15 protein-coding genes are annotated in these 13,193 nt (G+C 41.0%); 11 read left to right on the top strand and 4 right to left on the bottom strand.

The features are described from left to right. The first annotated feature begins 9 nt into the window (after positions 1–9). The 11 genes from ACVBDY_RS04045 to ACVBDY_RS03995 all read left to right on the top strand — a co-directional run bounded on the left by ACVBDY_RS04045 (position 10) and on the right by ACVBDY_RS03995 (position 10,630). On the top strand, positions 10–876 hold the full coding sequence (locus ACVBDY_RS04045; protein WP_447174185.1) for a hypothetical protein: 867 nt from the start codon (positions 10–12) through the stop codon (positions 874–876). Further along, a complete protein-coding gene (locus tag ACVBDY_RS04040; protein WP_447174184.1) occupies positions 857–1,363 on the top strand; it encodes a hypothetical protein in 507 nt (168 codons plus the stop codon). The genes ACVBDY_RS04045 and ACVBDY_RS04040 overlap by 20 nt, the downstream gene beginning before the upstream one ends. Positions 1,364–1,370: 7 nt before the next feature. Continuing rightward, on the top strand, positions 1,371–1,910 hold the full coding sequence (locus tag ACVBDY_RS04035) for a hypothetical protein (protein WP_447174183.1): 540 nt from the start codon (positions 1,371–1,373) through the stop codon (positions 1,908–1,910). A 4-nt stretch (positions 1,911–1,914) separates the two neighbouring features. Continuing rightward, positions 1,915–2,721, top strand: coding sequence for a hypothetical protein (locus ACVBDY_RS04030; RefSeq protein WP_447174182.1), 807 nt, complete (start codon positions 1,915–1,917; stop codon positions 2,719–2,721). A gap of 129 nt (positions 2,722–2,850) precedes the next feature. Further along, positions 2,851–4,641 (top strand): type VI secretion system Vgr family protein, encoded by a 1,791-nt coding sequence (locus ACVBDY_RS04025; protein WP_447174181.1) that lies wholly within the window; start codon positions 2,851–2,853, stop codon positions 4,639–4,641. An 11-nt stretch (positions 4,642–4,652) separates the two neighbouring features. Next, a complete protein-coding gene (locus ACVBDY_RS04020) occupies positions 4,653–6,107 on the top strand; it encodes a T6SS phospholipase effector Tle1-like catalytic domain-containing protein (RefSeq protein ID WP_447174180.1) in 1,455 nt (484 codons plus the stop codon). Positions 6,108–6,115: 8 nt separating this feature from the next. Beyond that, the gene (locus tag ACVBDY_RS04015) at positions 6,116–7,147 is read left to right on the top strand and encodes a DUF2931 family protein (protein WP_447174179.1); all 1,032 of its coding nucleotides are present in this window, start codon (positions 6,116–6,118) and stop codon (positions 7,145–7,147) included. A gap of 13 nt (positions 7,148–7,160) precedes the next feature. Continuing rightward, positions 7,161–8,051 carry a hypothetical protein gene (locus ACVBDY_RS04010; protein ID WP_447174178.1) on the top strand — a complete coding sequence of 297 codons (891 nt, stop codon included), beginning with the start codon at positions 7,161–7,163 and terminating at the stop codon, positions 8,049–8,051. Further along, complete coding sequence (locus tag ACVBDY_RS04005; protein ID WP_447174177.1) at positions 8,041–8,727, top strand: DUF4280 domain-containing protein; 687 nt, start codon at positions 8,041–8,043, stop codon at positions 8,725–8,727. The genes ACVBDY_RS04010 and ACVBDY_RS04005 overlap by 11 nt, the downstream gene beginning before the upstream one ends. Positions 8,728–8,729: 2 nt before the next feature. Next, complete coding sequence (locus tag ACVBDY_RS04000) at positions 8,730–10,121, top strand: hypothetical protein (RefSeq protein WP_447174176.1); 1,392 nt, start codon at positions 8,730–8,732, stop codon at positions 10,119–10,121. A gap of 8 nt (positions 10,122–10,129) precedes the next feature. Continuing rightward, positions 10,130–10,630, top strand: coding sequence for a hypothetical protein (locus tag ACVBDY_RS03995; RefSeq protein WP_447174175.1), 501 nt, complete (start codon positions 10,130–10,132; stop codon positions 10,628–10,630). 53 nt (positions 10,631–10,683) lie between these two features. Here the strand turns inward: ACVBDY_RS03995 and ACVBDY_RS03990 are convergent, their stop codons facing one another. The 4 genes from ACVBDY_RS03990 to ACVBDY_RS03975 form a co-directional block, all read right to left on the bottom strand. After that, positions 10,684–11,133 (bottom strand): RidA family protein, encoded by a 450-nt coding sequence (locus ACVBDY_RS03990; protein WP_447174174.1) that lies wholly within the window; start codon positions 11,131–11,133, stop codon positions 10,684–10,686. 142 nt (positions 11,134–11,275) lie between these two features. Next, positions 11,276–11,998 carry a GNAT family N-acetyltransferase gene (locus ACVBDY_RS03985; RefSeq protein ID WP_447174173.1) on the bottom strand — a complete coding sequence of 241 codons (723 nt, stop codon included), beginning with the start codon at positions 11,996–11,998 and terminating at the stop codon, positions 11,276–11,278. Positions 11,999–12,000: 2 nt separating this feature from the next. Continuing rightward, positions 12,001–12,450, bottom strand: a complete 450-nt coding sequence (locus ACVBDY_RS03980) for a DMT family transporter (RefSeq protein WP_447174172.1) — start codon at positions 12,448–12,450, stop codon at positions 12,001–12,003. A 9-nt stretch (positions 12,451–12,459) separates the two neighbouring features. Further along, positions 12,460–13,089 (bottom strand): NAD(P)H-dependent oxidoreductase, encoded by a 630-nt coding sequence (locus ACVBDY_RS03975; protein ID WP_447174171.1) that lies wholly within the window; start codon positions 13,087–13,089, stop codon positions 12,460–12,462. Positions 13,090–13,193 lie beyond the last annotated feature (104 nt).

Genomic DNA, 13,193 nt, shown 5'->3' with positions numbered 1-13,193 from the left:
AGAAACATTATGAACGATGCCCTGGCACACAGGTTACTTCAAATAGCAGCCGATCATCATCAGCAACCGATGTTGACGACGAAACGTCGTCGTATTCAGCCCGATACCTTTTTGGGAGCGCAGGAGGAAGAAGATTACATGGAAGGAGGATGTGACAGTATGGGAGATAAAACGGATGTAATGAACAGTAAGTACGACCGTGACTATGGTGAGGTTGGGATTATTGAACTGGAAGAAGTGATCGTGGTTGCACCCCGTAAGCTTAACAGGTGGCAGGTTGTAAAACTGGAAATACGGGTGAATACCAGAGATATGGTCAACGATATCAGAAATGATGCCAGACAGCTTGGACGGTGGTTAAAGGCCCGCCTTTCCGGTCCGATGAGCCTTCGTGGTAACCGCATGTCGCGGGGCATCGGGGGGATGGGAATTCAATTTACATCTTCACAGGGAAAATCCGGGTTGACGGACACACCTGTAGCGGCGCCCGGTGTTGAAGTGATTACCCATAATGTGGATGCCTGGTGGGACCCTTTTATGACGTTATGGGGACCATCTTTCCCGGTAACCAATAGCACCCCTATGGTTCCGGATGCAGAAGGATTTAATATTATTCACCTACATAAAACGGAAGTAAAAAATATGGGGATGAGTCAGATAAAAGAAGAAGTGAGTAATATGTCTATTACTTTGGAAGAACATTTTCCTTATGTAGGAAGAGATAGAGGATACTATTACGAAAAAATAACCAAGAGAATTTATGATACAACTGTAAAAAAGACAGAAGCAGATAAGATAAAAAGACAAAATGACTCTATAAATAATTCCAAATTAAGGGAAGCAATACGTAAATATAATGAAAGGAATAAGAAGTAATAGCCCCATTGTTTATTGTGTGTTTTTGAGTGGATTCCTATTATTTTCTTCATGTAACATCAAAACAAAAAAAAGGGAAGAAAAGAATTACACATCCAAAGTAGAAATTAAGTTTCCCGATTCTTTACAAACGAATACGGAAATGGAAGGAGAGATCATATACAGCTCGGATTTCGATACTGTAGGCCTGAAGAACGAAGAAAAAAGATATATATACCTGTATTTATCCGAAGGAGATAACCCTATATCGGATTTTCAGGAATTAAAAAAACAGGAGATGGACACCTTTGTACCGATCAATAAAGCACATTTGATCCCGGTCTATAATATATTATTTAAAAAATCTGGTAAGAAATTTATTAATGGAGTAGTTGTAGACCAGGTATTTAAGAATGTAGAGGAGGGAGATGTGAAAATTACCACATTGGAAACAAAAATAGTTCATCCTATTGTTATCTATGATAAAGGAGATATGAATGAACAATAGGAAAAATATGAAAAACAATATATGCGCTTATGGTAAAATACATTTATTGCTAATAGTGTTTTTGTTGGTTGTGATTTCCTGTGATAGAAACAGAAAACCAGATAGTAAAAAGATAATTGACATTAACGAACAAAAAAATAAAAATATCGAAGAATTTGTAGTTATTGATTTCCCGGATACTGTTACCCTCGGACAGGGACTCATACTAGGAAAATTATGGTATAACCTTGTATCAAGATTAGATACTATCAGGCCTTCGAATATTGATAAAAGGTATGTTTTCCTTCATATTGCCATTGACCCCAAAGAGGACTTTATAAGCCTGGAAGAAATAAAAAAAACGGAACACTTTATATACGAGGATACTCTCGGACATGGTTACTTTTCATTTGAAGCAGTATTTACCAAACCCGGGAATAATTTGCTGAATGGGGTTGTTGAGGATATTATTATCCAAAAAGGTGAAGATAAGGATGGAAATGTGAAAATGAGAACGAATGAAACCCTTATTTCCAAGAATGTATTTGTGAAGGATACTATACATTAATACAATGAAAGAAATAAAAGACAATAGCCCCATTGTTTATTATATATTTTTAAGTGGATTCCTGCTATTCTCTTCATGTAATAACAAAACAAAGAAGAAGGAAGAAAAGAATTCCACATCCCAAATAGAAATTAAGCTTCCTGATTCTTTACAAATGAATACGGAAATGAGTGAAGATAGTATATGGAGAAAAAATTTTCATAAAAACGGAAAAATTAAATCCGAGGGAAAAATAATTCATGAAGACTTCCCGATAGGAGAATGGAAATATTACAATGAAGAAGGTGTTTTGCAGGAAATAAAGGAAATTAAGAATATCGGGGGGAAACCTCATTTAAACCGGAATTGGGTTTTTGATAATAAGGGAGATACTATTCCTAATAAAAGTAATTATTATACGATACAATATGACAATGATACAATTTCTTTAGGCAGGCCTATTCAGGCAGTTATTAGTTTAAAGGAACCTTTGTTTAAGGATAAAAATTCAATGGTCATGGTGGTAGTACCAAAAGATTATTCGAAAAATTTTAATAAAGATTTTTCAAATATAGAAGAAGTTGAAACGGATACAACTCGTAATCTGAATATAGAAACGGATATAAAAAAGGCATTTAAGATGGAAGGAAATTATCCCTGGACCGTAATTTTCGGGCGATATTATGATACTCCGGGCCCAAAGAAATTCAGGGGGATTATTGTAGAATATTACTATACAGAGAACCATGTACCGGATTCATTAAATCATAACTATTATGAGCATAGAAGTTATTTTGAAAAGGATGTTTATATAAAGGATACTATACATTAATATTTTTTAATGAGCGTGCAAATAGTAACTTTTTAAAGTGACATAAGCTTAAAAGAAGTAGAAATAGCCCCGATCTATAAAAAAAATGAACCGAATATATACATATACTTTAACTAAAAAACACAGGCTATGGCAACCCAGACCAGTGTAATAATCCGCATAGATGGTGAGGATATTATAGAATTCGACAACCTGGAAATAACCCAGCAGGTAAACGGCCATCATACCTTTTCCTTTGTGGAGGTATTCCATAAGGGATTTTCCGAAAATGCGCTGGAGAGGATGCAACGTTATATAGGTGGCGCCGTTCACGTGGAGATTACTCCCAAAAACTTCGGAGAAGAGGATACGCATGTATTTCGCGGGGTGGTAACCGACGCCAGTCTGGCCCGCGCCGGGGGAGATGCGGGCGGCATTGTCGTTTCCGGCCACAGTCCCACTATTTATATGGACGGTGTGCCCAAGACCAGGAATTTTGTGGGAGAAAGTCTTACTAAGATCATCCACGAAGCTACCCGGTTACACACGGGAAAGGTACGGTTTACCCAGAATGCGGACGACGAACAACCGGATTATATCGTACAGTATAAAGAAAGCGATTTCAACTTCTTACGCCGCCTGGCACAGAAAAAAGGACAATGGTTTTATTTCAATGGTGAAGAGCTGGTATTCGGCAGGCCGAAAGGCAGGCAGGTCTCCCTGGAATACGGGCGCACCCTGGAAGAATTTGATATCAGGATCAGCGCCAGGCCACTCGGTTTTCAATATACCGGGTATGACGCTGCTTCGGCGGAGGTGCAGCATGCCAGGTCTTCGGAAATAGGACACAATTCGCAGGGCCTTTTACAATACATGGTGGAAACATCGGAAAAAATGTACCCGGAGGGGGAATCGGAGTTGTTTTACCATCATCCCCTTGCCGAGGGCAATGCCCGTAGCCACCTGCTGAGCAGGGTGAAAACTCAGGCCCAGGCAAGAGTCTCCCGCCTGGTACTTGCCACGGGAGTGTCGGAAGATACGCGTTTTCATGTGGGAGATATTATAGGTATCAAAGAGCCGAAATTCGGCCTGACACAAAATCCCAAAGACCTGGTACAGGAAAAGTACTATGGCAATTATTACGTGACCTCCATAACGCATCATTGCGATGGCAAAGGAAACTACAGCAACGAATTTACCGCGGTGCCCGATTCGGTAGAAGTTCCCCCCTATACCAATATTTTCACACCACCCGTAGCTGAGACCCAGTCGGCCATAGTAACCGATAATAACGATCCCAAAGGATTAGGAAGGGTGAAGGTCAAATTTCACTGGGATTACGAAAGCCCGTGGATACCTATGGTACAACCTCACAGCGGAGGGAACAAAGGTTTTTACTTTATACCCGAAGTGGGAGAAGAGGTGCAGGTGGCATTTGAAGGAGGCAATGCCGAGAAACCCTATGTTACGGGTGCCCTGTACAATGGCAAACAGTCCAGCGGATACGCCACGGCGGAAAACGACTTTAAAGTGATCCACACCCGTAGTGGTCACATCATAAAGCTCAGTGATGCCAAAGGAGCGGAGAGCATAACAATTACAGACAAGAACAAGAATATTATTTTTATAGATACCGTAGGAAATAATATAGATATCACCGCCAATGAAACCATGACCCTGAATGCGAAAAACATGCAGATCAATGTGGAGGAAGACCTGGATATTCAGGTGGGGAATAACAAGTCGGAAATAGTGACCAACGATCATATGTTCAGGGCCAATAACAAAGATGTCAGGGTAAACGAGGAGATCAAGGTATTGAGCACTACTTATAAACAACAGGCACAGGAAATAATAACAGATACCAGCGGGGAAATAAAAACCAACGCAGGGGGGCTGATCACTATTGCCAGTGCCGAAGGAGTGGATTACGGAGAATAACAATTAGTATCATGGAAAATGCTAACGCTACTGTTTTATTAACCGCAGAAAGAACAGGAGCCCCGGAACAGGAAAGCCGGGAGGTACTGAGTGGTGTAAATGTTCAGACTTCCACAGTGTATGTAGGGAAAGCGGATTATGAAGAAAACCTGTCCGAAGATGCGGTAAATGTCACCGTCGGGGTATTTTTTGACGGTACCTGGAACAACCGTAATAATACGGATTCGAGGCTGGAACACGAAAAAAGAGAAAACAACCTGTCTTTTGATGCCGGGCTCGCAGACAGGTATATCGAAGGGCAGAACAGTTTTGAAAATTACTATTCCAATGTAGCCCGGCTCGAACCTTTCTATGAAATTAAAAACGAGGAAAAGCAAAAGCAACTGGCTATCTATATAGAGGGAATAGGAACGGAAGATTTTGAGAAGGATACGACTTTCGGTGGTGGTTTCGGGACCGGTGGTGCCGGGGTACGGGCCAAAGTGGTGAAAGCCTGTGAAAAAGTAGTGGAAAATATTGGCAGAAGAAATCTTTTTGAAATAGACCTGTTGGTTCTCGATACCTATGGATTTAGCCGGGGTGCTGCCGCGGCACGTAATTTTGTGCATGAAGTAACCCAAAAGGAAGGAGACGTAAAGCAAATTATTCAGGGTAATCCCCGTACACCTCCGCGTATTATAAGATATGATGTGGATAGCGGCGCTTTGGGAGAGGCGCTGGCAGAAGAAGGAATTGAAGCCAAAATGATCGTAGTCCGCTTTGTGGGACTATACGATACGGTGGCTTCCTACGGGCTGATCCACAGTAACGATACCCGCCAACTGAACCTGGATGCCATAAAAAAATCCAGAAACACCTTTCAATTAGCAGCTGCCGATGAGCATCGGGTAAACTTCAGCCTTACCAATATAGCCAGTGCCGGGGGAAAAGGAGTAGAAAAAGTTTTACCGGGAGTACATTCCGATATCGGAGGCGGTTATGAAGATAATGCGGATGAAGAACGTTTTCTCAACAGGAATGCTTCCATTTCTAACCTGGAACAAGACCGTCAATTTTTAATTGAACAAGGGTGGTACCTTCCCGAAGAAATAAGGATCAACAATTTCTGGGGAAACCTGAACGGGAACAGGACCGGCATTAGCAGCAGGTACGGGGATATTCCGTTACATATCATGGCGGAATACAGCATAGCGAAAAAAGTAGCGATGGAAATGTCAAAACTGAGTAGAAAACATCCCGTAACCGGTGAACTGAGCGGTGTGAAGTCGCGTTTGGATGCCTATGTGAAAGGAGAGTTGGGACCGATGTCTTTTGAAAATGAGCAGGACAGGGAAACATTGCGATGGCTTCGGAACCGGTACCTGCATTTCTCAGCCTATTACAGTAACTGGCTTCCCGGACCTACGTCTGTTATGCGGCCAAACTGGGAGAACGGACAAAGACAACGAGTAATACATAACGGATAAGAATGCGGATGAACATAATACGCAATATCATTTTAGTAACAGTGATAACAGGAGTGCTTTCCTGTACAAGCCAGACTACCATGGAAAAATATGAATGGATACCTTCGGTGTCTGCGCCGAAGAATTACCCTATGGAGGTATATAAAGGAACTTTTTATTACGGGGATGGCTCCTCGGTACGTATTCCCACCGGGCATACCCTGGGGGCTAAAAACGGACAGGACTGGGGAATGCCCGGGCCGTCACATTACTCGGATGATGATAAAAGGGAAATTCCCGGTTCTTTTGATATCACCTGGTTATCTTATCGCGAAAACAAGTTTTATACGGGACGTTTTAAACTTCCGGAAGAAAAGATTGCAAAATTGTTCAGGGAAGGTTTTGAAGACCGGACGGGAAAGAAGAAGACTTACGATGTTATTAATGTGGGAATGGCTCCCGGAGGAAAAGTTGCCGTATGGATGGCAGGAAGCGGGAAAAAGGTTGAAATAGACTGGTTCCGGGCTAAAGATACGGTGATAACAAAAGAAGAGTTTATGCCGGATTCCGAAGTGTCTTTAGAGGAGCACATCCGAAGTACAATAGAAGAAGATGTGAAAGATGCCGTTCGGAAAGAACCGGTTCCCCTGGAACGATGGGACACGTACAGAAAGCGTTACCAATGGCACCCGGAAATGGTATTTTCCGGACAGGATGAAACCGTCTCCGAGATACTCATAACTTATTATAACGGGGAAGACCTGTTTACTACGGGAAATAATCCGGAGATTGTATCTTATGAAGAAAGAGCACTGCCAAACCATATCCTGGTAACCTGGCAGAACAATAAAGGTGACCGCTACAGGATGAAAGCCTATTTTGACGAAGGAGAGATATTTGAAGCTTTTGAAAAAGCTTTTGCGGAAAATAAAGAAGAACGGGTACAATTGGTGATCCGGGTGGAAGAAGGAAATACCGGTGCCCGACTGTTTCTGAAGGGAGAACAGGAAGAAATTCCGATAAAAAAGGCAGATGTAAAAGTATACCCGGTTTCCGGATAAACAACAACGTCCCATGAACCTGACCGAATCCAGAGAAACTTCTTATGTGCTCCGACTCCATACGGAGCCGGGAATACACGGTTATGAGGCCTGGATAAAAACCCGGATCAAAAAGGGGGAGCGCTCCTTTTTTTCCGGAATAAAAACAGCGTATTCCCTGGAATGCAAAGGCTATTTTAATACGGAAATGCTGCGGTACCGGTTGAAATGTGAAAAACAAACCCCTGTAGATTCCAGAGGATTCCCCGTTAAAAAGGTCTCAAAAGCTATGCAGATAGCTTTGCAGCTGGCCAGCGTTAATAATGACCTCACTTTTCAGGTAAGTCCCGGATTAAAGATATTGCGTTTGGAAAATACTGCTGAGGTCAGGGAAAAATGGAACAGGATAAAGCCGGACCTGGAGAAACGTTACCCGGACCTGAAGGAGTATATAGCCGATTATGAATGGCAATTAAAGGAGGACAATATACAGCGGTGTTATACGGAAGATACTTTTTACCGTTTTTTGTTCCCGGACATATTCGACAAAGCATATTCGGAATATTTCACCACGAACCGGGAATTTGTACTTCACGATGCTGTCGAAGGACTTTTGTTACCTGTTTTATGGCAGGGAAAACTAAAGGATTTTTACCGTATTCTGGATACCGGGAAACTGGAATTCCGGGGAGAATTACAGACGGACCATCCGAAATTCCCTGGAAAAAAGCTGAACCTTTTGGTCGGTAGCCTGGCGGATGAAGGAAGTCAGCATGCATTGTCGTTTGACTATTCCGGGCATTACGACCTTAAACCGAAGTCCGGGAGGATAGAAGGAGGAGAAGTGAAAACCCTGGTGACCATAGGGGACATTTACAGAAAAGAAACCGAAACCCGTTTAAAACTATTGAGAGATGAGCGATAAGATCTATGTATGTAACGGAGCAGTATTACAATGTGATCAGGGCTTTACTCCTGCCGAACTCAAGGTGACCGAAAACCGTAAAATAAGGGTGCAGGGAAAACTCAAGGCTACAGATATGGACAGGCAGGTACCCAAAACCTTCGGAAAGTGCAAATTGAAGCCTACTAACAGTGATTATCTGCCATGTGTGCCTGCATTGCAAAAATGGACAAAGACCAGTAAAAAGACCACCCTGGGCAAAAACAAAAAGTTCCTGTTTCACGATTCCGAATGTATGTGCAGCACGGGAGGAAAAATTACCATTACCGATCCGTTGCAGGTAGACAGTGCCGGAAGCGTAGCAGAAGAATTTATACAAATTGCCCGGATGCTTCCGGGAGCAATATTAGGTGCCGACCATGCTCCTAAAGTGGTGGAGAGTTACTGGATGGATGAGGAGGCTTCCCGAAAAATAAAGAATTCAGAGTACGGGGAGAATGCCTGTTTTTTCGTGCGCACGGAAAATATAGACGCCGGAGAAACCCTGGAGATAGAAATGGCAGATAAAGAGGGACAGGACTTAGACGATGGACGGCAACAAATGATTTATTCCGGGAGAGTACAGGCGGATGGTACCGCAGAATTACAATCTATAAGCATAAATAAGATCTGGCAACAAACTGAAAAAGAAACATAACAATGGCAAGGACTTTGGTAATAAATAAAATAAGGGCCGGAGGACGGGAATTTGAGGTTAATGAAGAGTTGCAAATATCATCGACACTTAAGAAGTTCCTGGTTCATTTTAGGCGACCAATTAATTATCAGGGAGAATATGGTTTTGATTGGTTAAGGGATGAATATATTTATCCTATAAAAAAGGTTACTAATGATAATAATGGAGCAACAATTGGTATTAAAACTCCGCTTTGTAAAAATCCCGAAGCTTTAAAGGATGAATACAACAAACCTAAAAAGGATGTAAACCCAATTGTCCCTTATGGAAAGAATTATTATCCGGCCTGGTTATCTATTTTCCCACATACTACAACTGCACAATTTGCTCATGGTTCTCGTATGCATGACAAGGGTATTACTTTAGATTTGGAAATTGAACAACTTGAAGCTTTAGTACATGATGACACAAAACTAATATTTGAATCGAGCGATTCTAATCTTGTTATAACTCCGGATAAGATTGATTTAAAAACGCTTATAGGAAATAAACAAATTAAAGATTTAGGAGGTAATAATAGGAGAGAATTCTATCATGTAAGGGGAGCAGTTAACATACAATCTAAGGATAAACCCTTAACAAGGCATACTGAAATAAAGGTTTTTGCTCAGTTAAAAAATCAAAAAGAGCAAGTAGGTAAACTTATGGTATATAAAAATGATATGATTCCAAAGGCAAAAATTGTAGTGGTGAATGTCATTACCGGCAATATACAGGCAAGCTTAAGGAACGATTATCAATTTTTGTTTAAAAAACAGTCGTTTAATCAGGCATTGGTAAGGGCTGAAGTAGTGGCATTAGAAGTACTAAATTTATCCCGTTTGGTATCCTATAATGATGTAGCTCATTTCTTAAGCAATTATTCTTCAATGAGTGCTGATAATATAAGGGAGAACATTGAAACCTTATATCAGAAATATGGAAGACATAGACCACCGACCGGGCAAATAGATGATAACAGTAATACTCAAACCTATTTGTTTTATACAGATATCCAGCAAGGAAGAACTGCCGGAATTTGCTCATTAGATTCGCAAACAAATGTTTGGGGGAACCATTATGTTGTATTTAATGCAGGGTTATCTAGTAAAAGAACAGTAATTCATGAATGTGGACATTCATTTAGTCTTCCCCATATCTTTTCAGATTCAATGAGTTCGTTTAAATTTTATCAAGGATATACGGATAATTATATGGATTATGAGTGGCAAAAAGGTAATCCGGTTGACCCTAATGATTTAAGTAAAGGTTTTTACTCTTCGGGAGATAATATTTTTAAAAATAATATGTATTCTTTATTTAAATGGCAATGGGATATTTTGAGAAGCGATAGAAGTTTAATTACTAATTATTAACTTGACTGATGACAAAGATTTTATACATTATATTGCTCCTTTGTTTTCTTTCCTGTAACTCACAGGAAAAAGAACAAAAAGATCCAAAGATCGTAACACCGCAAGTATCATTAAACAAGCCCGTAAAGGTGAGTTTTTACGAGTTCAACAACTCATTTCCAAAGAATTTTGAGATTGAAAAATACAATATTCTGGAGATGGATAATGATAGTGTTTATCTTGTAGAGGAAATATGGGAAAAAGGAGAGCTGATGGAGAAAGGAATTTTAAAATCCTATGCAGCATCAAATAATACATTTTTATCAAAAATCTTAAATTTAAAAGAGTCATTTAAAAAATCGGGCACTTATGGGGAAAATGATGGGGGGGGAATAAGTGTTAAAATCTTTACCACTAAAGACACTATTTATGGGAAATTAAGCAACTTAAAAAAAGAGGTGCCAGATGATTTAGAAATGGTTTATAATAAATTTCAGGAGATTAAATTAAAAATAATACAAGCAGACTAAATGGAACTTATATTGAGAATGTCCGGATTGTCATACAACAGGCAAGAATTCTATTACTTCTCAATCACTGCAATAGCCCCTATTTCAATCATCAGGTCCCCGTTTATCAACCGGGTAACTTCTACGGCCGTACTGGTAGGAGGCGTTTCCGCATTTATATAGCGATCCCTGATCTTTCGGAAGTCGGCCAGTCTGGAAATATCCGTAAAATAACAATCGATCTTAATGAGATTGTCCATGGTTCCGCCCGATTTTTCTACGAGGGATTTTATATTCCTGAAAACCTGATCGGTCTGTTTTTCAAAGTTGTCGGTGCCTACAATTTTTCCCTCTTCATCAACCGCTATTTGCCCGGATAAGATAACCATTTTTGATGTTCCCATGTCTATTTCCACACTGTGAGAATATCCTCTTTCGGAAACATCAATAAACCTGGTTTTACTTTTTGGGGACGTACAGGAAAGAAGTAACAGGGACAGAATGCATAGATATATTATTTTCATAATGCTGGGATAGAGATGCTTTTTGAGATTAACCATATATATGGTTTCGAAATTACAGATTAATATCTTTTCTCCCAAACACAGCACCAGAATCAAAGGGACAAGTACCGGGCTATCTGCGGTACCTATCCCCGGATTCCTGCTAAGACAATTGATAATTCTTCATAACAAACTCCTCTGCAAATCCCATTTTTATATAAAGGCCTTTTCCCATAGCGGAGGCTTGCAGGGTGGCATATTCGGCTCCGTGATCCACGGCCTGATTAAGTGCAAAGTTCATGATCTCTTCCGCGAAACCGTTTCTTCGCATTTCCGGAAGGATACCTACACCATGTATACCGGCTACTTTTCCCGTATAATGTATAATAGCCGTGCCAATTGGCCTGTTCTGGTAATAGGCGAGATAAAAATGGACTTTACCAGGCGTTGCGTCCCATATATTTTCTCCTATGCGATATCCGAAAGCTTTCGGGTATAAGGTGGCCCAGGTTGCGGCTTCGTATTTGTCAGAAACCGGGCGGATGTCCAGACGGTTTTGCTCGGGGAGGTGTCGGGTAAGAGGCATGGACATCCCTACCTGTTCAAAGGTTTTTGAAAAACCGTGAGATTCCAGGAGTAGAGGAGTTTCATTTTGATAAATGTCCCAGTAGGGCAGTGTCAATTTTACAGAAGCAGATCGCATGATCCGGATTATGTCTTTAATGCTGCTTTCCGGAATGTCCCTGTTGGGCCATATGCGATTGGGCCAGTCGGAACCGGGAACAATGGCATAGTCAAAATCTTGTTTAGGATAATACATCCCGAAAGGACTACTTACTGTTTTCCATAAAGAGGTCAGATTGTGTATGTTTTCTTGTGTTTTCATTTTTATTTCATGTTAATTAGTAAAATTCCTGCCATCATGGAGAGGACTCCGAGAATTCTTTTTAATGTTAAAGGCTCCGTAGGTAAATGTAACCATCCGAAATGCCCGGCGATAACGGCAAATATAAGTTGTCCGCATAGCCCGAGAGAAATCATCGTAGACACCCCTAGTTTGGGAATGACATAGTAATACAAGCTGATTCCGAAAACGGAAAAGAGGCCTCCCGTAAACCAGAGGTAAAAGGGAATGTGTCTGATCATTTCCCTGTCCGGAAGTTTTTTCAGACTGATGGCAGCTATGATCAATGCAAATACGGTACTGAAAAAAAATGCGAGGACAGATGCCAGCAGGGGACTTTTTAACAAAACCCCGAGACGTGCATTATAACCTCCCTGGATAGCCAGAAAAATGCCTCCGATAAACGCCAGTGCGGATAAGTTTAGCTGATTCATTTAGTCGTGTTAAAGTTCTACGAATAAGTCTTTCGGATCTTTCCGCACTTTTTTCTCGTACTGGGAACTATCTTCGGGTGACCTATAACCGATAGTTACGGCAACGGAAGCACTGAGTCCCATGGCGGAAAGATCGAGAATCTGGTCGTATGCCTCCGGATCGAAACCTTCCATAGGGCATGCGTCAATCTTAAGTTCGGCACAGGCATTGAGCAGATGACCCAATACCAGATAGGTTTGCCTGGCGTTCCATTCTTTCTGTTCATGTAGGGACTTTTCCCGTAATTTCTGTGCTACAAAGTCCCCGTACCCTTTCAGATCTTCCACTGTAACATCCTGTATTTCCGCCCGAAGCCTTATATATTCGTCTACGTGACCGGTATTTGCTTCCGTATAATGACATAAAACTATAAGATGGGAAGCATCGGTTACCTGGCTTTGGTTCCAGGAGGCCGGCAGGAGCTTTTTCCGGATTTCCGGTTCCGATATAATAAATGCCTTGTAAAGTTGCAAACCATAAGAAGTTGTGGATAACCGGATAGCTTCTCTCAATTTATCCAGATCTCCAGGAGAAATTTTCCTCGAAGGATCAAATTTTTTGGTAGCATAGCGCCACTTCAGATTTTCTATTAATTGCATACCTTTTCTCTTTGTTAATCCTAGATTACTTGTGTTACCGGTAAACACTCATTGATGCATCGGGACAAAAGTAATTCCGGGAAATAAAGTATGCCTTTACATAG

The organism is Sinomicrobium halophytocola, from assembly GCF_052983395.1.
This window is presented reverse-complemented; position numbering and strand designations above follow the sequence as displayed.

Coding starts and splice junctions, on each gene's coding strand:
- ACVBDY_RS04040 (WP_447174184.1), top strand. CDS start 857: ATGAAAGGAATAAGAAGTAATAGCCCCATTGTTTATTGTGTGTTTTTG.
- ACVBDY_RS03975 (WP_447174171.1), bottom strand. CDS start 13,089: ATGCAATTAATAGAAAATCTGAAGTGGCGCTATGCTACCAAAAAATTT.
- ACVBDY_RS04015 (WP_447174179.1), top strand. CDS start 6,116: ATGAACATAATACGCAATATCATTTTAGTAACAGTGATAACAGGAGTG.
- ACVBDY_RS04030 (WP_447174182.1), top strand. CDS start 1,915: ATGAAAGAAATAAAAGACAATAGCCCCATTGTTTATTATATATTTTTA.
- ACVBDY_RS04005 (WP_447174177.1), top strand. CDS start 8,041: ATGAGCGATAAGATCTATGTATGTAACGGAGCAGTATTACAATGTGAT.
- ACVBDY_RS04010 (WP_447174178.1), top strand. CDS start 7,161: ATGAACCTGACCGAATCCAGAGAAACTTCTTATGTGCTCCGACTCCAT.
- ACVBDY_RS03990 (WP_447174174.1), bottom strand. CDS start 11,133: ATGAAAATAATATATCTATGCATTCTGTCCCTGTTACTTCTTTCCTGT.
- ACVBDY_RS04025 (WP_447174181.1), top strand. CDS start 2,851: ATGGCAACCCAGACCAGTGTAATAATCCGCATAGATGGTGAGGATATT.
- ACVBDY_RS04000 (WP_447174176.1), top strand. CDS start 8,730: ATGGCAAGGACTTTGGTAATAAATAAAATAAGGGCCGGAGGACGGGAA.
- ACVBDY_RS04020 (WP_447174180.1), top strand. CDS start 4,653: ATGGAAAATGCTAACGCTACTGTTTTATTAACCGCAGAAAGAACAGGA.
- ACVBDY_RS04035 (WP_447174183.1), top strand. CDS start 1,371: ATGAAAAACAATATATGCGCTTATGGTAAAATACATTTATTGCTAATA.
- ACVBDY_RS03995 (WP_447174175.1), top strand. CDS start 10,130: ATGACAAAGATTTTATACATTATATTGCTCCTTTGTTTTCTTTCCTGT.
- ACVBDY_RS03980 (WP_447174172.1), bottom strand. CDS start 12,450: ATGAATCAGCTAAACTTATCCGCACTGGCGTTTATCGGAGGCATTTTT.
- ACVBDY_RS03985 (WP_447174173.1), bottom strand. CDS start 11,998: ATGAAAACACAAGAAAACATACACAATCTGACCTCTTTATGGAAAACA.
- ACVBDY_RS04045 (WP_447174185.1), top strand. CDS start 10: ATGAACGATGCCCTGGCACACAGGTTACTTCAAATAGCAGCCGATCAT.